The following is a 20,996-nucleotide window of genomic DNA, read 5'->3' on the forward strand; positions in this document are numbered from 1 at the left end:
CCGGCGCGGGCGTAGGATATCTGAGAGGAGCTGTCCTTAGTACGAGAGGACCGGGATGGACGGACCGCTGGTGTATCAGCTGCATCGCCAGATGCATAAGGCTGGGTAGCCAAGTCCGGAAGGGATAAACGCTGAAGGCATCTAAGCGTGAAGCCCCCCTCAAGATGAGATATCCCTGCTTCGGCAGTAAGACCCCTTAGAGACTATGAGGTAGATAGGCACAAGGTGTAAGCATGGTAACATGTTCAGCTGATGTGTACTAATAGGTCGAGGGCTTGTCCAAAAAGGATATAGAACAGAGAGAAATGGATTTAAGATGAGTATTCAGTGTTCGGTTTTGAAGGTACGGAAAAGCCATATACAGATGGCAGATAATCCTCAATAGCTCAGTCGGTAGAGCATTCGGCTGTTAACCGAAGTGTCGTAGGTTCGAGTCCTACTTGGGGAGCTAAAAAGCGGAGAAATCCGAAATAACCTGTAATACAGGAACACGGCTCCGTGGTCAAGTGGTTAAGACATCGCCCTTTCACGGCGGTAACACGAGTTCGAGCCTCGTCGGAGTCATATGGTGACTTAGCCAAGTGGTAAGGCGTGGGACTGCAACTCCCTGATCGTCGGTTCAAATCCGTCAGTCACCTTTATAAGCAAGTCTTAAATGTTGTATTTGCAACGTTTAAGGCTTTTTTTATTTTGCTCTTGGGATATCCGCGGTGTTATAATCTATTTCAGATGGAAAAAGGCATATATTTGCCAATTAGTGAAGAAAGAGGGAGGAATTTTTACAATGGAATCAATGGAAGATTTCAAAGACGAGATTGACAGATCTTTTAGACAGATCAAAGAAGGAGATATTCTTACCGGAACCGTAATCGGTGTGGAAGATACATATGTGCTCCTTGATATTAAGTATTATACACAGGGTGTTATTAAGGCTGAGGACCTCAGTGACGACCCTAAATTCAATATCAGAACTGATATTGCTGTAGGCGATGAGATTGAGGCTACAGTTATTGCTACTGATGATGGAAATGGCAACATTCTTTTATCCAAGAAGGAAGCAACCCAGGTTCTTGCGTGGGATAAGCTTAAGGCACTTCTGGAGAGCAAGGAAAATGTTACTGTTACCATAAGCGAAGCTGTTAAGAGCGGTGTTGTTTGCTACCTTGAGGGTATCAGAGCATTTATACCTGCTTCCAAACTTTCACTTAATTACATCGAAGAGGATGCACTTAAGGATTTTGTAGGTAAGAAGCTGGATGTGAGAGTGATCACAGCTGATGAGAAGGATAAGAAGCTCGTGCTTTCTGCAAGAGAGATCCTCAGGGAGAAAGCTGACGAGGAGAGAGCTCAGAAGGTATCCAACGTTCAGGTTGGTCTTGTAACAGAGGGTACGGTTGAAAGCCTTCAGGACTACGGTGCTTTCATCAATCTTGGAAACGGACTTTCAGGCCTTGTGCATATCTCTCAGATATCCAATCAGAGAATTGCTCATCCCAGCGCAGTTCTTAAGGTCGGAGATAAGGTTAAGGTCAAGGTTACAGCTATAAAGGACGGTAAGCTCAGTCTTAGTATGAAGGCTTTGCAGGATGTGGCAGCAACCGAGATTACCGAGGAAAAGATTGAATTTGAAAGCGAAGGAGAGGCTACAACATCTCTCGCAGATTTGCTTAAGAAGGCTGGATTCTAATCGTATTTAAAAGGGGGCAGCTATGGATGATAAGATCAGAGAGTTAAAGGAATTAATTGACGGCAGTGACAATATAGTTTTCTTTGGCGGCGCCGGTGTTTCAACGGAGAGTGGTGTTCCGGATTTCAGAAGCGAAGACGGTTTGTATCACCAGCATTACAAGTATCCTCCGGAACAGATGCTCAGCCATAGCTTTTATATGCGCCTTCCTGAGGAGTTTTTCAGGTTCTATAAGGATAAACTCCTTGTGAAGGGAATCGAGCCCAATAAGGCTCATTTAAAGCTCGCAGAATGGGAGAAACAGGGTAAGCTCAAGGCAGTTATCACCCAGAACATCGACGGCCTCCATCAGGCTGCCGGAAGCAAGGAAGTTTTGGAACTCCATGGCAGCGTTCACAGGAATTATTGTGAAAAGTGCGGAAAATTCTATGACTTTGACTTCATGGCAGAGTGCGACGGCGTTCCTTACTGCGACTGCGGCGGACGAATCAAACCCGACGTAGTCCTCTATGAAGAAGGACTTGATATGGACGTAATGAGCAAAGCCGTAAACTACATCGCCAATGCAGACGTACTCATAATCGGCGGAACCTCACTTGTCGTATATCCCGCTGCCGGCCTAATCGACTACTACCGCGGCCACAAGCTTGTTCTCATCAATAAACAGGCCACCGCCCGCGACTCCCAGGCCGACCTCGTAATCCAAGCCCCTATCGGCGAAGTTTTCGGACAATTATAAATAGCCTTCCTTCAAATTCTGACTATCATAAATATACTTATTTTTGCTTGCGCTAATTCATTTTTTGTGCTAGAGTATATCTCTGTGATAATTTCCTTGTTACCGTACTGAAAACGGTAGCCAGAGACCAAAAGGAGGTAAGAAAGCATGACAAAATATGAGTTAGCCGTTATCGTTAACGCAAAGATCGAAGATGATGCCAGAGCAGCAGCTGTTGACAAGTGCAAGGCTTTGATCGAGAGATTCGGCGGACAGATCACAAATGTTGATGAGTGGGGCAAGAAGAAACTTGCTTACGAGATCGACAAGATGAATGAAGGCTTCTATTATTTCATTCATTTCGACGCAGAGCCTACAGCTCCCGCTGATATCGAGAAGCGTGTCCGCATCGTCGATGGCGTCATTCGTTATTTGCTTGTTAAGCAGGACGAGGCCTAAATAGAAAAGGACGAGAAAAAATATGAATAAAGTTATACTTATGGGACGTTTAACAAGAGATCCTGAGGTGAGATATTCTCAGGGGGAGAGTTCTCTTGCAATTGCAAGATACACACTTGCAGTAGACAGAAGATTTACCAGAAACAACCAGGACGGTCAGACAGCAGATTTCATTAACTGCGTAGCATTTGGCAAGGCTGGTGAGTTCGCTGAGAAGTATCTGAAAAAGGGAACCAAGATGGCCGTAACAGGCCGCATCCAGACAGGTAGTTATACCAATAAGGATGGCCAGAAAGTATACACTACAGAAGTTGTAGTCGAGGATCAGGAATTTGCTGAGAGCAAGAACGCTCAGGGCGGCAATGGTGGATTCTCAGGAGGTTCACAGCCAGCACCTTCATTTGATACTGCTCCTAGCAGTAACTCTAATCCGGGTGATGGTTTCATGAATATTCCGGATGGAATTGATGAGGAACTTCCGTTCAATTAATTGATTAGTATCTGCTGTGATTGTTCACATAAGTGATGATCAGGCGATGTCAACTGAAATTCGATAAGGAGGTACCACAATGGCTTTCAATAAGTCTGATAGAACCGATTCTCCTGTAAGAAGAAAAGGTGGTATGCACAGAAGAAAGAAAGTTTGCGTTTTCTGTGGAAAAGACAATGTTATTGATTACAAAGATACAGCAAAGCTGAAGAAGTTTGTTTCCGAGAGCGGAAAGATCCTTCCCAGACGTATCACAGGCAACTGCGCTAAGCACCAGAGAGAGCTTACATCTGCTATTAAGCGTGCAAGACATCTTGCACTTATGCCTTACGTAGCTGAGTAATTGGCAGGAAAATCAAGGGTTTGAGGTAATTGAGTCGGAAAAAGACCTATGAATGACCCATTTTTCGTGGGGAATAGGCACTGATAATTACCGATAATTACTTTATTTTTTAGAATAATAAGCTTTTTAAAGGCACTTTTTAGAAGAGATTCTAAGAAGTGTCTTTTTTAATTCCTTCCTATAACCTGAGTTAATCGTCAAAAAAATTATAGGAGGAACTAAAAATGGCAAAAATCATCGCAATCGCAAATCAAAAAGGCGGAGTTGGTAAAACCACAACCGCTGTCAATCTCGGAACTGGTCTTGCATCAGAAGGAAAGAAAGTACTTCTGATAGACGGAGATCCCCAGGCATCACTTTCCATAAGTCTTGGATATGATGAGCCTGACAAGCTGGAAGTATCTCTGGTAGATATTCTTTCTAATGTCGTAAATGAGGAGGAAATCCCTGAGAACTATGCAGTTTTGAATGTTAGGGAGAATGTAGACCTTATTCCATCCAACATTGAGCTTTCTGCAGTGGAAATATCTCTTGTAAATACCATGAGCAGAGAGCTGGTTCTTAAATCTTATATTGATTCCATTAAAGACAGATATGATTTCATCATTATCGACTGTATGCCTTCTCTTGGAGTAATGACAGTAAATGCACTAGCATGTGCTGATACGGTACTTATTCCCGTCCAGGCGGCTTACTTACCGGTAAAAGGATTACAACAGCTTATCAAGACAATCTACACCGTAAAAAGGCGTTTAAATGCAAAATTAGAGATTGAAGGTATTCTTCTTACAATGGTCGATAATCGTACTAATTATGCCAAGGATATCGCTTTAGAAGTAAATGATGTGTATGGCAAGAGCATTCCGGTATTTCCTATTGAGATTCCGTTGTCTGTAAGAGCTGCTGAGATTAGTTCTGTAGCCAAGAGTATTTTTGAATATGATCCAAAGGGTAAAGCTGCATTTGCATATCTTTCACTTACAAAGGAGGTGCTCGCACATGGCTGTTAAGAGAGAAAAGGTCCATTTTGCATCGGTTGATGAGCTTTTAGGTGCTCCAGCACTGACTGGAGAGGGTACAGAGGAAATCAAGCTGGAAGATATCCATTCTTTTAATAATCATCCATTTAAGGTGGTTGATGATGAGAAAATGGCAGATTTGGTTTCAAGTATTACTGTAAATGGAATTCTGACACCGGTTCTTCTTCGTCCAGATGGTAAAGGAAAATATGAAACTATTTCAGGGCATAGAAGAATTCATGCCGCCTGTATGGCAGGGCTTAAGGTTGTTCCGGCAGTAGTAAGGGAAATGGACGATGATGAAGCAGTAATTGCGATGGTCGATTCCAATGTTCAAAGGGAAGAAATACTACCAAGTGAACGTGCATGGTCATTGAAAATGAAAATGGATGCTATGAAGAGACAAGGAAGTAGAGATTCAACAACCTCCAACCAAAATGGTTGGAAGTCTGAAACGGCTGCTGTTATAGGTGAAGAATTAGGAATGGGGTCAAGCCAGGTGCGAAGATATGTGCATCTAACTGAGCTGATACCGGAGTTCTTGGATTTATTAGATCAAAAAAAGATAGGTTTTGTTATGGCGGTCGATATATCTTACTTCGATAAGGAACTCCAAGGATGGCTACATGATTATTACAAGGAAGTTGGCTTTCTAAGACCAAATCAGATAGCAGCATTAAAGAACTCGGGGACTGTAGAGAATATGACTGAGTACATTATGAAGCAGACACTAAATGCAGCCTTGCCCCAAGCAGACAACAAATCTAGAAAAGTCACATTGTCGGAGAAGAAACTGGATAAATACTTTCCATCACATTACAGTGCCAAGCAACGTGAAATGGTCATCATTAGTCTGCTTGAAAAGTGGCAGGAGGAGAATAAATAGAAGTTTGCTGAATAAACTTCTGAGAAAAATAGTTGGAGGACAATTCCGTGGGAAAAAAGTTAGATCTGAATTATTTTACTGGTCAGGAGGCAGATCAGTTTAATTTCATCAAGATACCAAAGCCTTTGTTGTATGATCCAATATATGCGGATTTAAAGATTGCTGAGATAATCACTTATTCAAGAATGCTGGATAGGATGAACCTTTCTATCAAGAATGGGTGGTTTGATGAGCTTGGAAGAGCTTATATATTCTGCTCACTTGCAGATGTTAGAGAGTTTGCTGAATGTGGCAAGAATAAGGCCGTAGATATATTAAAAGCACTTGAAGAGATTGGATTAATTGAAAAAGTTAAGGGTGCTCCGGGCACAGGAATGAGGATATATGTTAAAAACTTCATTCCCAAGAATAATCAAGGGTTTGCTAATCAAACTTTTGGCACAGTAGAAGTAGAATCGGATGTTGAAAAAAGCAATGTGGATAACTCTACAAAAGTTTGTTTTTCAAACTCCGAGAATCCCGAAAATCAAACTTCTATGAGTCCCGAAAATAAACTTTCAGGAGTTTGGAAATCAAACCCAAATAATAATAAATATAATAATACTAACCCTAGTAATACTAAATCTATTCGTATCATACCTTCAAGTGAATACATAGAGAGACAGAAACGTAAACAGGAATCTGAGATGCGATTAGATGAGATGGGATATGCAGAACTTATTCGTGAGAACATTGACCTTGATTCTTTATTAGCAGATTTTCCTCACGACAAAGAGTTCATCATGGGGATATATGACCTGATTCTTGAGACAGTTCTTTGCAAGAGTGACACTATTGTTGTTGCCAGCAACAAGTACTCAACTAACTTTGTCAGAGCTAAACTCTTAAAGCTCAACATGTTTCACATTCAGTATGTAATGGATTGCTGGAAAAAGAATACAGAGCTGCCTCGCAACGTAAAGAAATATCTGCTTGCGACTCTGTTTAATGCACCTAGCACCTGTGATGCTTATATCACAGCAGAAGTTAACCGTGATATGGCAAGCCCTAACTGGCCGATAGCAAATACAGATTGACAAGTACGCAATGCGTTTATTATAATGAAACCAGATAAAAGTACGCAATGCGTTAGTGAAGGAGGCGGCTTATGAGGGATGATTATATACTTGAGATCGAAGGAATGAATCTCAATATCGAATATGACAAAACAAATGAAGAGAAGGAACCAACCGGCAAGAGACTTACAGCTTATGCGATCAAAGCTGTTCGTGAGCAGTCCGGTATGAATCGTAAGGATTTTGCTGATTGGCTCGGTATTCCTTACAGAACGATTTCTGATTGGGAACATGGCGAGAGACAGATGCCAGATTATGTTCTTAGACTTATTGCTTATAAAGTGCGCATGGAGTTCATAGAGAAGAGGGGTGATTAGTATGCTGGCACTTAAATTACTGCTTAGGGTGATGTTGTTTCCGGTATGGTTGATTTTGACATTTCTTACAGTTTTTACATCACTGATCTCAAAGGTTGGAAACCTTGTAATGGGACTTTTCTATTTATATATTTTGATTGTTGCCGGTGTTATTATCGCAGAGCATGCATGGCTGCAGCTGGCTATAGCGATGGGAATCTCTTTTGCGCTGATGCACAGACAGCTTCACATGGGCGATAAGGCAAGATTCCATTTTGATTGGAAATATCTTGTTGGTAGCGGCTTATCTGTTAAAGATTTCATTGCGCCTAGCGGATTTGAGTTTCCAACAGGCAGATACTTCAAGATTGGAGATTTATTCTGTGCTATGAGCTTTTTATCAATAGATGCATCAGATATCAGCGACAGAATGCTTGCAGATTTCCTTGGTATGGAGTCTACACAGATTGTTACCATGCACATTCAGTCAGTAGATCAGAATGAAGCTATCAAGACAATCAAGCACACTATCACTGAGCTTGATCGTTCCAAGATTGAGGAACAGAAGAAGGCAGTAAGAGCTGGGTACGATATGGAAATCATTCCTTCAGACCTTGCTACTTATGGCAGGGATGCCAAGGCTCTGTTAAAAGAGCTGCAGACGCAGAATGAGAGAATGTTTCTTTTGACATTCATGGTTCTTAATACAGGACGCTCAATGCAGGAGCTTGAAAACAATATCTTTCAGGCATCATCTATTGCACAGAAGCACAACTGTAATCTTATCAGATTAGATTTTCAGCAGGAGCAGGGACTTGTGAGTACATTACCGCTTGCTTATAACGAGGTAGATATTCAGCGAGGTATGACAACTTCAAGCACAGCAATCTTTGTTCCATTTACTACGCAGGAGTTATTCCAGGATCACAGTGGAGCTCTTTATTATGGGCTTAACGCACTATCCAATAACCTAATCATGGTGGATAGAAAGCTTTTAAAGAATCCTAATGGACTTATCCTTGGAACACCTGGCTCTGGTAAATCATTTTCAGCCAAAAGAGAAATAGCAAACCTATTTCTTGTAACAGACGATGACATCATTATCAGCGATCCGGAGTCAGAATAACGGTATTCAAACAACGGTTATTCATGAGGGGGACAACAATGCACAGGAGGATGATTTATCTCTGACTGAGCAATTAGATAAGTATAGGCGCCAGAGAGAACTTCTGGCTCTATAATAGATTTACCGGTAATACCGGCTCTTACAATTTAATATTTATGAGGCAGTGAATGGACTAGTGCAGAGCCTTTGAGCCAGGAACAGCATCACTGCCAAGAGTTTGCCAAGAGCTGAATTTGACTTAGGCAGCACCCGTGAGGTGCGAGCAAGATCATCATGGAGTCTGCAAAACGGAGATATAGCCAATAGGTTTTATCCTATAGGTTTATTTCGAGTTTTGCAGACTTTTTTGTTTTGCATGGTAACTATTGTTGTGCTCTTGGCAGCGGCTGTGTCTCTGTTTTGTGAGAACTCCGGAATGGAGGAAAACATGAATATTAAAAACATGGCAACAATTGGAGGCAGATTGAAAGGCTTAAGGGAGGACAAGAAGTTAAGCCAGGAGCAGCTTGCTAAGGAACTGCATTTGGGATCTCGAAGCATGGTGTCGCAATTTGAGAATGAAACCAGAGCCCTGACTATTGATGCGTTGCTGGAGTATTCTCGTTATTTCAATGTAACTACAGATTGGATATTGAAGGGAGTATTGGCTCCCTCATTTATCAGCCCAAAGGATATTGAGGACGTTACAGGATATACGGAATTAAAGGAGCTTTATTCCAGCTTGGAGGATTGCCTGCTCCGTGATGTGGCGTTGGAACAGATGCGAGCATTGTGCAGGCTAAAAGGTCATAATATATAAAATAGGTCTGCATTTCTGAGGGAAATATGGTTATAATGAAAGAGATTGAATCGGAGGATTAGTGGATGGAACAAAATCATGAAATTATAGATACCAACAAGGATTACGAAGAACTCCTGTTAAAGGTGGGAACTACCTTGGAAAAAGGCAGGAGTAGAGTGGCAGCTGCATTAAAGACCATTATGGTTGATACATATTGGGAAATAGGCAGAGATATAGTTGAATATGAGCAGGATGGCCATGAGAAAGCAGAGTATGGTTCTGAGGTACTTAGCAGGCTTTCTCAGGACTTAACCAATCGTTATGGAAAAGGCTTTAGCAGAAGCAATGTTGTGTACATGCGTAAGCTTTATAATGTATATCCAAATAGACAGACACTGTCTGACCAATTGAGTTTTAGCCATTATGTGGAGCTTTTAAAAATTGAAGATCCAATGGAAAGGTCATTTTACGAAAAAGAGTGTGCTTCAGAGGGCTGGGGAGTAAGAGAACTCAAGAGGCAGATGAAGAGTATGCTTTTCCACAGGATAGCACTCAGTTCTGATAAGAATGAAGTAATGAGGTTGGCTCAGGAGGGGCAAATAATAGAGAGTGCCGAGGACATAATAAAGGAGCCTTATGTATTTGAGTTTACAGGATTACCGGAATTACCTGTTTATAAAGAAGGGGATCTGGAAGATGCACTTACAAACAATTTGAGTCAGTTTTTCCTCGAACTGGGTAAGGGATTTACTTATGTTGGAAGACAACAGAAGATGGTTATTGCAGGAAGAACGTATAAGGTTGACTTGGTATTCTACCATAGAATCCTGAAATGCTTTGTGCTCATTGATCTTAAACGCGGAGAGGTGCAGCATGAAGACATCGGACAGATGAATTTCTATCTGAATTACTATAAGGAAGAGATGAATACAGAGGGAGATTCAGATCCTATAGGGATAGTACTTGGCGCATATCAGGATAAACTGGTTGTCCAATATGCCCTTCAAGGTATAAGCAATCAGGTATTTGTTAGCAGATATCAGTTGTATTTGCCTGAAAGAGAACAGTTGGAAGCAGAGTTTAGGAGATTTATGGAGGACTCTGAATCAAATAAAGAATGATTTGAATTGGTCAGACACTGTCTGACCAATTTGACAGACGGGAGCAGCAAAAGTGCTGCTCCTTTTTCTATGTCACAAATTGAGAACAGCGCGTAACGTATTGAGACCGCTTTTTGTACGGCAGTTGCCTTATGATTAAAGAGTCTTAAAAATATCGATATTTCCAAGTGTATGAGACCATTTCAAAGGAGGGAGACGATGGCTAGAAGAAATATAGTAGAGCGATACAGCAGAGCTACGGTAGAGAAACGTGTTGAGATTATCCTTGATAACTACGCGACATTTAACCGTATTCTTGATGGATACGAGAAGAGTCTTAGCATTGTTATTCGCAATGAGCGAGACTTCAACAGGAAGAAACAGCTCGGTGAGAGCGGAATACGTGTGCAGACTTCCAATATCAACGATATCACAGCACAGACCGCAATTGAGAATGTGACTATACAGGAAGCAATTCATGATGGTGATTGGCGCACAGCAACAAAGGGCTCAGACAATATCTTTGAGCATAGGCTTGAGATCGAGACCATCAGTCAAATGCGTGATGACTACGATATTGTTACCGGTCAGTTGTCAGTTCTTTTAAAGGAAGAATATGACCTTTATCTTCCATATATTAATAAAGAGAAAAACTGCTTTGAAATTGCTGAGGATGAAGGGCTGTCTCTTGATGCAGTCAGAATGAGACTTCATCGTTATAGAGGCATTGTAAAAGAGTGCTCCATTCCTTTTATGGAAAGCATAGAAAAGATATCACTAAGTAAGTGTGCATAGGGAGGAAATTCCGTGGGAGAACTGCAATTAAAAGATAAGAAGTTTGTCCGTTACGAAAAGGGGGCAGAATTATATGATATGTGCCAGAAGTCTTTTGAGAAGCTGGCACGTAACGCCAATGCAACGTACAAAGTTGGAAAGATGGTGTTGGTAAATACGCAGATAATAGATAAGTATCTTGAGACCTGCAGAGTGATTGAGAATTAAAAAGAGACCTTGCATTGATGTCATACGTTAATTATAATAAGAATAGGTGCAAGGAGGTGTGGTTTTGGCTGAGAATAAAAGAAAAGTTGGGCATCCGTTTTCGGATAATCCTAAGAAAAATCCCGTTACAATCAGATTGACATCAGATGATTATTCTAAGCTGAAGGAGTACGCCGAGGAGCATTCTATGACGATGACACAGGTTATTATGGAAGGAATCCAATTGGTTTATTCCAAGTAACCAAAGCTAAGGTCTCTTTCTTACTAAAGAAGGAGGCGGTTTTATGGCAAAGTCCAGAAAGGATAATAAAGGCAGAGTCTTAAGATTAGGTGAGCGTTACCGGGAGCAAGATGGCAGGTATCAATACAGCTATTTGGATTCAAAGGGTGTACGTAGATATATTTATTCCAAGGATCTGGCAAAGCTACGCGAAAAAGAGGATGAGCTTAAGCGCGATCAGTTAGATGGAATTGATCACTATGTAGCAGGTCATATTACTGTTAATGAAGTGTTTGACAGATGCATGGCGGTTAAGACCAATCTCAGGAGAACCACAAGAGCCAATTATGAAATGATGTATAACAAGCATGTTCGTAACGGCTTTGGTGAGCGCATTATCGGAACGATTAAGTTCTCTGATGTAAAACTCTTTTACCGGCAACTTGTTACAGAGGATGGAATCCAGCCTAACACAGTATCAACAATCCATTGTTGTTTACATCCTGCATTTGAGATGGCTGTGCGTGACGATATAATAAGGAAGAATCCTTGTCACGGAGTTCTCGGAGAACTTTCAAATGATTTTGGGAAGAACAAAGGAATTAGAAATGCTCTTACAATAGAGCAACAAAAGGCATTCATGAATTATATGGATGGACATGAGGTGTACGACCATTGGTGGCCAATATTCATGATTCTTCTTGGAACAGGCTGTAGATGCGGAGAATTTATAGGTCTTCGCTGGCAAGATATCGACATGGACAAGCGTACCATAGATATCAACCACAGTTTGGTTAGAGTTAAGAGACATCGTGGCGATCCAGCCAGAAGACTTGGTGTATCTCTTCCAAAAACAGAGGCAGGTATTCGTGTTATTCCGATGCTTGATCAGGTGCATGATTGCTTCGAGCGCATATATGAAGAGCAGCTTGTTACCGGATTCAATGAGACTGAGATTGAAGGTATGAGTGGTTTTATCTTCAAGAACGCAAACGGAGATGTCCTTTGCGAACAGAACCTCAATTCGGCAATTAAAAGAATAGTTACTTCATATAATATGGAAGAGGAAGTAAAGGCTGCTAAAGAGAAGAGAGAGCCGATGCTGTTACCAAACTTCTCAGTGCATTATCTGAGACATACCTTTTGTACAAGATTCTGTGAAAACGAAACAAATGTGAAAGTAATTCAGGCGGTTATGGGGCACAAGAACTTCAAGACTACAATGGATGTCTATGCCGAAGCCACCGGAACTAAAAAACAGGAGGCAATGCAGAGCTTATCTGCAAAGTGGAAGGAATTCTAAGAAGAGGCCTTCTAAAAAATAAAGACCTACCGAAATGAAAAAGACCTACTTTTGACCGATTTTTCATTCGGAATAATTACTGATAATACTTTGATATATCAGACATGAATTACCGATTATACCTAATAATTACTGATAATGGGTAATAAGGTAGTTTGAAGTAAGGATTGTTGCACTTATGCCCTACGAGGCAGAGTAATTGCCACAATAACTTTGTATAATAGTTAATTGCTTATATGAGACACTTTTTAGAAGAAATTCTAAGAAGTGTCTTTTTATTGTTGCAGAGAATGCATAAAGCGAATAGTGTTTTTGGCTATTATAATATGGTGACTACTCAGCTTACTGGAAAATTGTACTAAAACATGATAAATTGTTTATGATAAGAAGAACACAGTATGATGGGGGAAAGTCAAGAACATATGATTAGAAATCAGTGGTATGCAGTACTATCATCACATGAGTTAAAAACAGGTCAGGTGGTTGGCGCAAGAAGATTTGGGGCTAATCTGATTTTCTATAGAGACTCGACCGGTGAGGTTGCATGTGCTGATAGCGCCTGTGCTCACAGGAAGGCATCGCTTGAAAAGGGATGGATTCGGAACGATCATATTAAGTGTCCTTTCCATGGAATAGAGTATGATATCACAGGGAAATGTGTTTATGTCCCATCTGATGGCAGAGCTTCTGTGCAGGAGTATGCCAGATTTCATCTGAAAATGTATCCGACCAGAGAAATAGGCGGAATAATCTTTGTATGGTACGGAGATAAAACCCCAACTAGAGAGCCTGATTACTTTGATATAATAACCGATAAAACATATACATATAATCATATAAATGATATGTGGAATGTTGATTATTCGAGAGTGATTGAGAATCAGCTCGATGTTTCGCACCTGGCTTTTGTTCATCACAATACCATAGGTCGCGGTAACAAATCTCTGTGCAACGGCCCCAGGGTAGTCTGGCTTGATGATAATACAATGCAGACCAGTGCTGACAATGAGGTTGACACCGGGCAGACACCAAAGCCTACGGAGCAGGCAGTTATCAAATCAACGAACTTAAACTTCAAGTTTCCCAATATGTGGCTGAATCATGTGTCGGATAAAATCCAGATATTGGCGTATTTTGTGCCTGTTGATGATGAACATGCGATAATATCACTTAGATTTTACAACAAAATAACAGGAATAAAGGCTATTGATTCAATGATAGCCTGGCTTGGCAGCAGGGCAAATAAGGTAGTGGAACGACAGGATAAGCGCATAGTCGAGACGCAGATTCCAAAAAAGACAGGGACAGATATTGGAGAGTGCCTTGTGGCGGCTGATCTGCCAATTATAGAGTACAGAAGTAAGCGCAGAGCGCTTCAAAATGAAAACACAGTCATGGGAAAACCATCAGCACAAGTTAATGAAAGGGGACATAAAATGAGTGAGATGAATACCAAAGCAATGTTCAAGTTATCTTATGGGCTTTTTGTTTGCAGCGCAAAGCGTGGCGACAAGGTAAACGGCTGTATCATTAACACGGCTATTCAGGTGGCATCAGAACCTAACCGCATTTCTGTTGCTGTGAATAAGGCAAATTACACCCATGACATGATTAAAGAAACCGGCTTGTGCAATGTGTCTGTTATCAGCCAGGATGCTTCCTTTGATTTGTTTAAGCACTTTGGATTCCAATCCGGAAGGGATGTGGATAAGTTTGCAGGATTTTCCGGAGCAGTGTCAGATCTGCAGAAGATAGATGGCACGGATATTACATATAAGCTTGCTGATAATGGAATTCCTTATGTTACATCTGGAGTAAATGCCTTCTTCTCGTTGAAGGTGGAGCAGACAGTAGATCTTGGTTCCCACACCCTTTTTATCTGTGAGCCCACAGCAATGGGAGTGCTTGCTGACACATCATCCTGCACCTATGAGTTTTACCAAAACAACATCAAGCCCAAGCCTGAGGCAGTAGGAACTACACACAAGGGTGAGACTGTATGGCGCTGCAGGATCTGCGGCTACGAGTGGGTTGGCGAGGAACTTCCCGATGATTTCATCTGTCCTATCTGCAAGCATCCCAAGGCAGATTTTGAGAAGATTGTGAGATAATGTACCTTGATGGGAAGTATGTGAAGACGGCTTATGAGGTTGAAGCCTTTGGAAGGAGCTTATCAGGATTGCGTGTATTGCGCTTCTTCTTTTGTGTAGGAAGTATCTGTTTCATGATTTCGATTTTCAGGAAGAGGAATAGGATTTGCAAGTGAAAGACCAGATGAGGACAGTAGCAGAAATAGGACGCAGACTGAATAAATCGCCACAGGCATTTAGCCAGAAATGCAAAAGGGATAATTTTACTATTACAGAGTTGCAAAATATTGCTATGGTAACAGGCTGCAAATTGGAATGTGCGTTTGTTCTGCCTAGCGGAGAACGAATAGAATTGGGGGATTAACCATGATCAGATACTTAGAAGGAGATATTTTTCTGACACCGGCACAGACCATTGTGAATACCGTTAATACTGTAGGGGTAATGGGAAAAGGAATTGCGCTGGAATTTAAAAAACGCTATCCGGACATGTTTGAGAAGTATAAAACGGCTTGTGAGAAAAAGAAACTAAAAATAGGGACACTTATGCTCTGTTATGAAGCTGATCATTGGACATTGTTATTTCCAACAAAAGAGCATTGGAGAAATCCATCCAGAATTGAATATATCGAGCAGGGACTTATGAAGTTTTGCAATTCATATGCTGAATATGGGATTACATCAATAGCATTTCCTAAATTGGGATGTGGAAATGGCGAACTGGATTGGAAAACGGTCAAGCCATTAATGGAAGCATATTTAAAGCCATTACCAATAGACGTATATATTTACACAAATACATTGAATAATGCCCTGCCGGAACATAAAGATCAAAAAAATATGAGCAATTGGCTTAAGCAAAATGCCAAGGACCTTTCATTTGAAGGATTTTGCGATGACATCAGATATAACTGTTCAATTGTTCCATTTAATTATAATTGCGGTGATCGTGAAATGCATATGACTTGGGACAAAGGACTTAGACTGTCTGCGGATGAGGGAGAGAATGTATTCATCACAGAGGAAAATCTGTTTACTTACTGGGATGAGATTCGAAGGGATGGCATAATCGGCAGAAACAGTAATAAGGTTCCGGTTGAAGTTTTAGACATGATGTTTTCAATGGGGTATTTTTCAAAAATCAATATAATAGACGGAGAGACAACATCAGAAGGATATCAGTTAAATGAGGGAATAGGAAGATGCTATTCTTTGGAAGGACTTGGAGATGTACAGTGAAATAATTAAAAAGAATATGGAGAACGCTCCGATAAAATGGTGGCCAAAGTATGCATATCATTTTACGGATATAAGAAATGCTGTAAATATTCTATCTCTTGGAAGATTATATAGCCGTTTTAATGCAGAGCATTACGACATGATGAAAAATGATAATGCCAATATCCCTGTTCCGATTTTCTTGTTCTTTGATTTAGAAAAATTACTGGAGGAAACCAAGACGCAGTTTTAGGAGTGCGGACAAGCCGGGTATGGAAATAAAATATCCCAATTATTATGAGATCGACAAATCAATAGCCGGGATTGCATGTCGTAATGAGGTTGAGAGACAGTCTTTGCTAAATATGTTACGTGATCGTGACAGGCAGGCAATAGTTGAGTTTGAATGGACTAATAGGAATGGGGTTTTGTTCCATAGAGAATTTAGAAAAGATTTGCCTTATATAAATACAAATTCATTAACATTCCATAATATTCCGCATATCCAGGGCGCTAAGGAGCTTGCGGTCAAGGTTTACTTTGATTCTAAAATAATGTGCTTTATGAGATATAGGATCAATGAAGGGGAAGTTTGGTGAGGGCTAAATGGGTTCCTATTGAGACTATCATTCATGAACGTCAGGATGATTATTATAAGGCGCTTAATGCATCTAATACAGACGGTGAGTCAACGATATTTGTGCAATTTATTCTGGAATTGATTAGAGACCTTCTAAAAGAATTGTCGCATAATGGCGTAATGAACAAAGCAAAAACATTAGATGAAAAATTGCTGGATTTGTTGAAGGTAGATGGTAATCAATCAGCTGCAGGGCTTGCTGAGATGGTAGGTTCTTCTCAGAGAACTGTTCAGAGGGCCTTGAAACGTCTGATGGACGAAGGCAAGATTGAACATGTTGGATCTAATCGATTCGGCCATTACGTCATAAAATAGGACTTACAAAATGTCATAATAAATGACGTAATAGAATGAGAGATTTTATTCTTTATAATTCTGTTACTAAGATATAAAAAGAAGCTAGTGACCCTTTTCTGGAAAAACCAGAAACATCACTAGCCTTCTTTTTAGCTTATTTAAGATCCATAGCATATAAATAAGATATGCACTCCATATCAGAAGTTTCGATATATCCCTTTTGTTTGTGAGATAAATCTGATATTTTTGTAGCACTCATATTTCCATATTTTTTGAGTACTGAAGAAAGAATCTCTGTTTCGTCTTCGCTGAATTGTCCTTTTGAGGATTTCGTGGTTGTAATGATTTCCCCATATCCATATGGGGTGATAGTCTCATCTATGCGGATTATTCCAGAACGTTCCATCATACCCAGTAAGAGACTATATTGCTGGGGGACCGGACCATAATGCTGGTGAAGATAACGTGATCCGGACATAGAAACAGTATATTCTTTGAAATAGTACATATCGGTAAACCATAACAGCTTTAGGAGCTTGGTTTTATATAATTCCTTGACGTTTTCGGCAAAGTATTGAACCATTAACGAAAACTTATTGAAATCAAACTCTATGAAACCGCTATATTGGTCTGCTTTAGTGGTATGAAACTCGCCCGGGGTGTCCATGGGCCAATAATTCATGGTGTTATCCCGGATTTGATTTACCAGAGCCTCCTTAATATTCTTGATTTCATTAGAATCCAGCTCATCTTCTTTTAATTCAGCAAGTTCTTTGAAATTCTCAGTATATTGAAGCATCCGCATAACGCTATTATGCGTGTTGTTCTGGATGTCGCCCTTTTCATATCTAACTATAGTTGCCTGAGAACAACCTATAAGCTTGGCCAATGTTCGCTGGCTAATATTGTATTTTTTTCTAAGCATTACAATATCATTAGAGTTAAGTAGGGAATGCTTCTTTTTGTATTGAAAAAAAGCTCTTTTTAGATTATCGCTGTCCAAAGTGTAATCAAACACTTCTTTACCACAATCCCTACATACTTTAACATTAGCAATGATAGTCGTATCCTCTCCACGAACGGGATAGGTTTCTTCTCTTTTTATAATATCGAAGTTCTTGTGACTGCAAGATCCTTCCGTACCTTTCATAATCAAATCCCTCAATTATAATCAACTACTGTATTAACTAAATCTAAAGATAAAGGGTTTCTCGGCCTTATGAAAAGATAAGATTAGTAGCCCTTCATCACTTAAGTGCTTTATTTTTACATACACATTTGTACATTCAATTACAAGTCCAAATTCCCAAATACAAGCTTTATCGTCAGTATCCCTATCGTTTGTTGGTCCACTGAGATAATTTTTATAAGACATCTGTCGTAAATAAGTAAAACATCCTTCTGGAGTTATCCCCAATTCAGCCAAAAACTCCATATTCTTGTTGCGCTCACCTGCAAATGTCACGTTTTGCGGATTGTCCAGAATAAGCTTTATGCGTATCAGTTCGCTTTGGACAATCCATTTATCGGCAGGCGGCGGTAACACATCCGGCATCTTAGTCACCTCCCTTTTGCCCTGTTATTATGAAAATAAAATGACCCTCCCTTATTTTGATGCTATCATATAGTAGCATTGATGTCAATTGTATGCTATCGTATAATAGCATACAAGGAGGAAGCAGGAGATACGAAAATAGATCGTTAGAAACGATATGTTCAAATTATAAGAGAGCACTAAAGGTTGAATATAATATTCAAGACTTAATAATTTTTATTGAAGCAATATTGAAGAATGAGCCGGAAAGGATAGGATTGTTTTTGGCATTGGGGATACTATACAATCATATTGGAGATGATGAATTGTCAAAGGAAAACATAGAAATGTATTTGAAATATGTTTCGGATCCATATAAAGCTAAAGAAGCATTAAAAAAGAGAGGATTCGTTAACTCTATAGCGGCGTAGCAATAATGAAATATTTATTATGTGATAGTACTATATTTGGCATGGGAACTTTATTTCATATGCTTACAAGGCACATGATATTATGAGTGACAGTGTTTATCTGAAAAGCAATATAAGAAATCAAGTGAAAAGACATTGGCAAAAAATCAATTTGATGCTGACAAAATGATTATACTTTGGCATGAAAAATATGGTTATTGGGTTAAACAAGATTAGCAGGATCAGTACAAGTGACTGGTCCTTTTGATTAAACGGGAGAAGGCTATGAAATTCAAAATGTTTAAAGTAAACTTCGGGGAATCAATATTATATTATGATGAGAAGAATCTTAATCACACATTTTGATGTTGATCATTACAACGGTATTTCCGAGATACATAACTGGTGTAAAGACTTTAAATTCAAAAAGATATATTTGCCAAGATATATTTACAGAGATAAAGGTGTATATGACACGGATATTTTTTTTAGAGATACAGTAAAATACTATGCATATCTGAAACTGATAGGGAAACCATACAGGCTTGATACTTTGCATGCATTTTTTGTTGATATAAAGGATATGGTACATAGAATTACAGATATCGAATGCGTAGGATATACGGATAGCTTTAGGCTGGGAAACTATGATGTGGATGTCATATGGCCGGATAAGGATTATAAAGGGAAGCTGTTCATGCCTTTATTTGAAGAACTTCCTACGGATGAGAACGATCCTGAACTGATAGAGCGTGCCAGAGTAGTAATCGAGGGCTATGCTGATGCTCTCGCGGAAGTTTATATGATGTATTCAGGTGAGGAGCAGTTTGAAATAAGTCAGGACTTGGTAAATTACTTGTATGGTCAGCTTGATAACGCTTATCAACGGCTCGATGACTTTATTGGTAATGTTCCTAAACTAGAGAATCTTGACGCTATGAGCAGTACTAAAATCAGAAATATGAATGAGTGCAGTGTGGTAATAAAGATAGATGATGAGTTACTTGCATTAGGAGACATTACACCCAGAATACTTAAGCACATTAATGGGAGATATGGAAATTCTTACAATATACTGAAGGTGCCACATCATGGAACCAAGTCATATTATTATAGTGGGCTTCCAAATAGCAACTATAAGCTTGTCTCCAATAGCGGCCCATATAGGGTGGATTGGTCAATAGACGGAAGATATTATGATATAAAAACTTGTATCTGTACAAATGATAATCCGGCTAGGTGCGACAGCCTTGCTAGGGGTATGATAGAATGCGCAAAATGTAATGTTATTGCAAAGAAGAATGCTGTTACTAACTGATACATAGCAGAAGAATTGTAAGCGACTTCACGCTTATTATGCTTGAAATAAAGACACTGTTACTGAATGCGAAGTGCGTCATGGTCGAGGAAGATGTCACATATCTGGTATATTAGCGAAAATATGAGACCTTCAAGACGAACCGATGGAAGAGGCTGTATGAAATCCTTAAGAAGACAGAGATAAGAGCTATAAAAAATGCGGGTCTTGTGGTTTGTTCTTTATGAAAAGGACAGAGATATACTAATTAACGATGAAATCTCGAAGGATAAGTTATTTGAGGGAACCAATTACTTTGAGCGGTATACCATGGTGAAGAGGAATCTGGATTATAAAAATCTGCTATTTTACGGAGTAATGGGCAGAGCGGAGAATTATGATTCCGTCATATGGTTTATTGATAACGTGATGGATGAACTTCTCCGGTAGAGATATGAGCTAACGATAGTGGTAGCCAAGCTTGCTGGAGTTCTCAAGGACAAGGTCAAGCTATTTAACGAAATATATGATAGGGACTATAAGCTTGTGAAAGAAAAAGGGAGGAAAGGGAATCCCTAATCACCCACACCGGCTTTGTGGACAGCGTAGATCTTTACTGTCCGGCGGCACATTGTGGGAGGCGGTAACGGCTGATTGTTTTCGGCAGTTTCCACTCCCTGACCGTGCGGTATAATTCCTGACCGCAGGATATTGGCGGGAACACCGCACACTGTCATAGCTTTATTCCAGAGAGCATTCAGAATGCTTTTTGAAATAAGGCCATGACTAAACAGTCACAGCCTTGTACATTGAAAATTTCATCAATCCAGAGCCTGGTTCTCAACGGCATCACGGATGATATCGGCATCGATGACCTTGCATTTACGCTGTGAGCCGATGGCGAAGGCATCGGTCATCAGGTTGTCGATGAGTCTGGGATTGCCCTGGGTATAGCTGTGGGCTGC

General features: G+C 40.1%; 25 protein-coding genes, 3 tRNA genes, 1 rRNA gene and 2 pseudogenes. 29 read left to right on the forward strand and 2 right to left on the reverse strand.

The annotated features are described in order from the left end of the window. The 26 genes and pseudogenes from BLR42_RS18630 to BLR42_RS18755 form a co-directional block, all read left to right on the forward strand. A 23S ribosomal RNA gene (locus BLR42_RS18630) occupies window positions 1-283 on the forward strand; the annotation flags it as partial. A 92-nt stretch (window positions 284-375) separates the two neighbouring features. Beyond that, window positions 376-448, forward strand: a tRNA-Asn gene (locus BLR42_RS18635). Window positions 449-492: 44 nt separating this feature from the next. Continuing rightward, window positions 493-564, forward strand: a tRNA-Glu gene (locus BLR42_RS18640). A gap of 3 nt (window positions 565-567) precedes the next feature. Beyond that, window positions 568-638, forward strand: a tRNA-Cys gene (locus tag BLR42_RS18645). A 146-nt stretch (window positions 639-784) separates the two neighbouring features. Further along, on the forward strand, window positions 785-1,687 hold the full coding sequence (locus tag BLR42_RS18650) for a S1 RNA-binding domain-containing protein (RefSeq protein WP_026498367.1): 903 nt from the start codon (window positions 785-787) through the stop codon (window positions 1,685-1,687). Between the two features lie 22 nt (window positions 1,688-1,709). Then, complete coding sequence (locus BLR42_RS18655; protein WP_022763532.1) at window positions 1,710-2,426, forward strand: NAD-dependent protein deacylase; 717 nt, start codon at window positions 1,710-1,712, stop codon at window positions 2,424-2,426. Window positions 2,427-2,573: 147 nt separating this feature from the next. Then, a complete protein-coding gene (gene rpsF / locus BLR42_RS18660; RefSeq protein WP_022763530.1) occupies window positions 2,574-2,864 on the forward strand; it encodes a 30S ribosomal protein S6 in 291 nt (96 codons plus the stop codon). 22 nt (window positions 2,865-2,886) lie between these two features. After that, on the forward strand, window positions 2,887-3,354 hold the full coding sequence (locus BLR42_RS18665) for a single-stranded DNA-binding protein (RefSeq protein WP_091872411.1): 468 nt from the start codon (window positions 2,887-2,889) through the stop codon (window positions 3,352-3,354). A 79-nt stretch (window positions 3,355-3,433) separates the two neighbouring features. Beyond that, the gene (gene rpsR, locus BLR42_RS18670; RefSeq protein WP_091872414.1) at window positions 3,434-3,697 is read left to right on the forward strand and encodes a 30S ribosomal protein S18; all 264 of its coding nucleotides are present in this window, start codon (window positions 3,434-3,436) and stop codon (window positions 3,695-3,697) included. A 224-nt stretch (window positions 3,698-3,921) separates the two neighbouring features. Continuing rightward, window positions 3,922-4,707 (forward strand): ParA family protein, encoded by a 786-nt coding sequence (locus BLR42_RS18675; protein WP_091872417.1) that lies wholly within the window; start codon window positions 3,922-3,924, stop codon window positions 4,705-4,707. Then, window positions 4,697-5,602, forward strand: a complete 906-nt coding sequence (locus tag BLR42_RS18680) for a ParB/RepB/Spo0J family partition protein (RefSeq protein ID WP_091872419.1) — start codon at window positions 4,697-4,699, stop codon at window positions 5,600-5,602. The genes BLR42_RS18675 and BLR42_RS18680 overlap by 11 nt, the downstream gene beginning before the upstream one ends. Before the next feature lie 47 nt (window positions 5,603-5,649). Then, window positions 5,650-6,678: a DUF6017 domain-containing protein gene (locus BLR42_RS18685; protein ID WP_170832872.1), complete on the forward strand. Its 1,029-nt coding sequence runs from the start codon at window positions 5,650-5,652 to the stop codon at window positions 6,676-6,678. A gap of 71 nt (window positions 6,679-6,749) precedes the next feature. Then, a complete protein-coding gene (locus BLR42_RS18690; RefSeq protein WP_242879427.1) occupies window positions 6,750-7,034 on the forward strand; it encodes a helix-turn-helix domain-containing protein in 285 nt (94 codons plus the stop codon). A gap of 208 nt (window positions 7,035-7,242) precedes the next feature. Beyond that, window positions 7,243-8,136: pseudogene (locus BLR42_RS18695) on the forward strand (VirB4-like conjugal transfer ATPase, CD1110 family); the annotation flags it as partial. A gap of 430 nt (window positions 8,137-8,566) precedes the next feature. Beyond that, window positions 8,567-8,938, forward strand: coding sequence for a helix-turn-helix domain-containing protein (locus BLR42_RS18700; protein WP_170832873.1), 372 nt, complete (start codon window positions 8,567-8,569; stop codon window positions 8,936-8,938). Window positions 8,939-9,003: 65 nt separating this feature from the next. Beyond that, window positions 9,004-10,041, forward strand: a complete 1,038-nt coding sequence (locus BLR42_RS18705; protein WP_091872427.1) for a PDDEXK nuclease domain-containing protein — start codon at window positions 9,004-9,006, stop codon at window positions 10,039-10,041. A 198-nt stretch (window positions 10,042-10,239) separates the two neighbouring features. Beyond that, window positions 10,240-10,815 (forward strand): hypothetical protein, encoded by a 576-nt coding sequence (locus BLR42_RS18710; protein WP_091872429.1) that lies wholly within the window; start codon window positions 10,240-10,242, stop codon window positions 10,813-10,815. A gap of 12 nt (window positions 10,816-10,827) precedes the next feature. Further along, the gene (locus BLR42_RS18715) at window positions 10,828-11,022 is read left to right on the forward strand and encodes a DUF6462 family protein (protein ID WP_091872432.1); all 195 of its coding nucleotides are present in this window, start codon (window positions 10,828-10,830) and stop codon (window positions 11,020-11,022) included. A 64-nt stretch (window positions 11,023-11,086) separates the two neighbouring features. Then, complete coding sequence (locus BLR42_RS23010; protein ID WP_170832874.1) at window positions 11,087-11,263, forward strand: hypothetical protein; 177 nt, start codon at window positions 11,087-11,089, stop codon at window positions 11,261-11,263. Between the two features lie 43 nt (window positions 11,264-11,306). Next, on the forward strand, window positions 11,307-12,545 hold the full coding sequence (locus BLR42_RS18720; RefSeq protein WP_091872434.1) for a site-specific integrase: 1,239 nt from the start codon (window positions 11,307-11,309) through the stop codon (window positions 12,543-12,545). Window positions 12,546-12,967: 422 nt separating this feature from the next. Then, a pseudogene (locus BLR42_RS24130) lies at window positions 12,968-13,909 on the forward strand (Rieske 2Fe-2S domain-containing protein); the annotation flags it as partial. An 81-nt stretch (window positions 13,910-13,990) separates the two neighbouring features. After that, entirely contained in the window at window positions 13,991-14,656 is a 666-nt protein-coding gene (locus BLR42_RS24135) for a flavin reductase (RefSeq protein WP_091872459.1), read from the forward strand. A 345-nt stretch (window positions 14,657-15,001) separates the two neighbouring features. Beyond that, the gene (locus BLR42_RS18740) at window positions 15,002-15,874 is read left to right on the forward strand and encodes a macro domain-containing protein (protein WP_091872437.1); all 873 of its coding nucleotides are present in this window, start codon (window positions 15,002-15,004) and stop codon (window positions 15,872-15,874) included. Then, window positions 15,864-16,106: a hypothetical protein gene (locus BLR42_RS18745; RefSeq protein ID WP_091872441.1), complete on the forward strand. Its 243-nt coding sequence runs from the start codon at window positions 15,864-15,866 to the stop codon at window positions 16,104-16,106. Before BLR42_RS18740 ends, BLR42_RS18745 begins: the two co-directional genes overlap by 11 nt. Window positions 16,107-16,125: 19 nt before the next feature. Then, on the forward strand, window positions 16,126-16,452 hold the full coding sequence (locus tag BLR42_RS18750) for a hypothetical protein (RefSeq protein WP_091872444.1): 327 nt from the start codon (window positions 16,126-16,128) through the stop codon (window positions 16,450-16,452). Next, the gene (locus BLR42_RS18755) at window positions 16,449-16,808 is read left to right on the forward strand and encodes a winged helix-turn-helix transcriptional regulator (RefSeq protein WP_242879428.1); all 360 of its coding nucleotides are present in this window, start codon (window positions 16,449-16,451) and stop codon (window positions 16,806-16,808) included. Before BLR42_RS18750 ends, BLR42_RS18755 begins: the two co-directional genes overlap by 4 nt. Before the next feature lie 136 nt (window positions 16,809-16,944). Here the strand turns inward: BLR42_RS18755 and BLR42_RS18760 are convergent, their stop codons facing one another. Further along, a complete protein-coding gene (locus BLR42_RS18760) occupies window positions 16,945-17,940 on the reverse strand; it encodes a type II TA system antitoxin MqsA family protein (RefSeq protein WP_091872447.1) in 996 nt (331 codons plus the stop codon). 33 nt (window positions 17,941-17,973) lie between these two features. Continuing rightward, on the reverse strand, window positions 17,974-18,345 hold the full coding sequence (locus BLR42_RS18765) for a hypothetical protein (protein WP_091872449.1): 372 nt from the start codon (window positions 18,343-18,345) through the stop codon (window positions 17,974-17,976). A gap of 92 nt (window positions 18,346-18,437) precedes the next feature. Between BLR42_RS18765 and BLR42_RS18770 the strand changes: the two genes are divergently transcribed. From BLR42_RS18770 to BLR42_RS18780, 3 genes are all read left to right on the forward strand, one after another. Next, window positions 18,438-18,755: a hypothetical protein gene (locus tag BLR42_RS18770; protein ID WP_091872452.1), complete on the forward strand. Its 318-nt coding sequence runs from the start codon at window positions 18,438-18,440 to the stop codon at window positions 18,753-18,755. Between the two features lie 313 nt (window positions 18,756-19,068). Beyond that, on the forward strand, window positions 19,069-20,052 hold the full coding sequence (locus BLR42_RS18775) for an MBL fold metallo-hydrolase (RefSeq protein WP_091872454.1): 984 nt from the start codon (window positions 19,069-19,071) through the stop codon (window positions 20,050-20,052). 198 nt (window positions 20,053-20,250) lie between these two features. Further along, a complete protein-coding gene (locus BLR42_RS18780; RefSeq protein ID WP_091872456.1) occupies window positions 20,251-20,481 on the forward strand; it encodes a hypothetical protein in 231 nt (76 codons plus the stop codon). The last annotated feature ends 515 nt before the right edge of the window (window positions 20,482-20,996 follow it).

This window comes from Butyrivibrio sp. INlla16, assembly GCF_900104155.1.
Classification (GTDB): Bacteria; Bacillota; Clostridia; order Lachnospirales; family Lachnospiraceae; genus Butyrivibrio.

Excerpts from the sequence above, each read along its gene's own strand:
- BLR42_RS18760 (WP_091872447.1), bottom strand. The coding sequence starts at position 17,940 with ATGAAAGGTACGGAAGGATCTTGCAGTCACAAGAACTTCGATATTATA.
- BLR42_RS18655 (WP_022763532.1), top strand. The coding sequence starts at position 1,710 with ATGGATGATAAGATCAGAGAGTTAAAGGAATTAATTGACGGCAGTGAC.
- BLR42_RS18750 (WP_091872444.1), top strand. The coding sequence starts at position 16,126 with ATGGAAATAAAATATCCCAATTATTATGAGATCGACAAATCAATAGCC.
- BLR42_RS18770 (WP_091872452.1), top strand. The coding sequence starts at position 18,438 with ATGCTATCGTATAATAGCATACAAGGAGGAAGCAGGAGATACGAAAAT.
- BLR42_RS18675 (WP_091872417.1), top strand. The coding sequence starts at position 3,922 with ATGGCAAAAATCATCGCAATCGCAAATCAAAAAGGCGGAGTTGGTAAA.
- BLR42_RS18780 (WP_091872456.1), top strand. The coding sequence starts at position 20,251 with ATGCGGGTCTTGTGGTTTGTTCTTTATGAAAAGGACAGAGATATACTA.
- BLR42_RS24135 (WP_091872459.1), top strand. The coding sequence starts at position 13,991 with ATGAATACCAAAGCAATGTTCAAGTTATCTTATGGGCTTTTTGTTTGC.
- BLR42_RS18710 (WP_091872429.1), top strand. The coding sequence starts at position 10,240 with ATGGCTAGAAGAAATATAGTAGAGCGATACAGCAGAGCTACGGTAGAG.
- BLR42_RS18665 (WP_091872411.1), top strand. The coding sequence starts at position 2,887 with ATGAATAAAGTTATACTTATGGGACGTTTAACAAGAGATCCTGAGGTG.
- BLR42_RS18700 (WP_170832873.1), top strand. The coding sequence starts at position 8,567 with ATGAATATTAAAAACATGGCAACAATTGGAGGCAGATTGAAAGGCTTA.
- rpsR (WP_091872414.1), top strand. The coding sequence starts at position 3,434 with ATGGCTTTCAATAAGTCTGATAGAACCGATTCTCCTGTAAGAAGAAAA.
- BLR42_RS18740 (WP_091872437.1), top strand. The coding sequence starts at position 15,002 with ATGATCAGATACTTAGAAGGAGATATTTTTCTGACACCGGCACAGACC.
- BLR42_RS18775 (WP_091872454.1), top strand. The coding sequence starts at position 19,069 with ATGATGAGAAGAATCTTAATCACACATTTTGATGTTGATCATTACAAC.
- BLR42_RS18705 (WP_091872427.1), top strand. The coding sequence starts at position 9,004 with ATGGAACAAAATCATGAAATTATAGATACCAACAAGGATTACGAAGAA.
- rpsF (WP_022763530.1), top strand. The coding sequence starts at position 2,574 with ATGACAAAATATGAGTTAGCCGTTATCGTTAACGCAAAGATCGAAGAT.
- BLR42_RS18765 (WP_091872449.1), bottom strand. The coding sequence starts at position 18,345 with ATGCCGGATGTGTTACCGCCGCCTGCCGATAAATGGATTGTCCAAAGC.
- BLR42_RS18745 (WP_091872441.1), top strand. The coding sequence starts at position 15,864 with ATGTACAGTGAAATAATTAAAAAGAATATGGAGAACGCTCCGATAAAA.
- BLR42_RS18690 (WP_242879427.1), top strand. The coding sequence starts at position 6,750 with ATGAGGGATGATTATATACTTGAGATCGAAGGAATGAATCTCAATATC.
- BLR42_RS18680 (WP_091872419.1), top strand. The coding sequence starts at position 4,697 with ATGGCTGTTAAGAGAGAAAAGGTCCATTTTGCATCGGTTGATGAGCTT.
- BLR42_RS18720 (WP_091872434.1), top strand. The coding sequence starts at position 11,307 with ATGGCAAAGTCCAGAAAGGATAATAAAGGCAGAGTCTTAAGATTAGGT.
- BLR42_RS18650 (WP_026498367.1), top strand. The coding sequence starts at position 785 with ATGGAATCAATGGAAGATTTCAAAGACGAGATTGACAGATCTTTTAGA.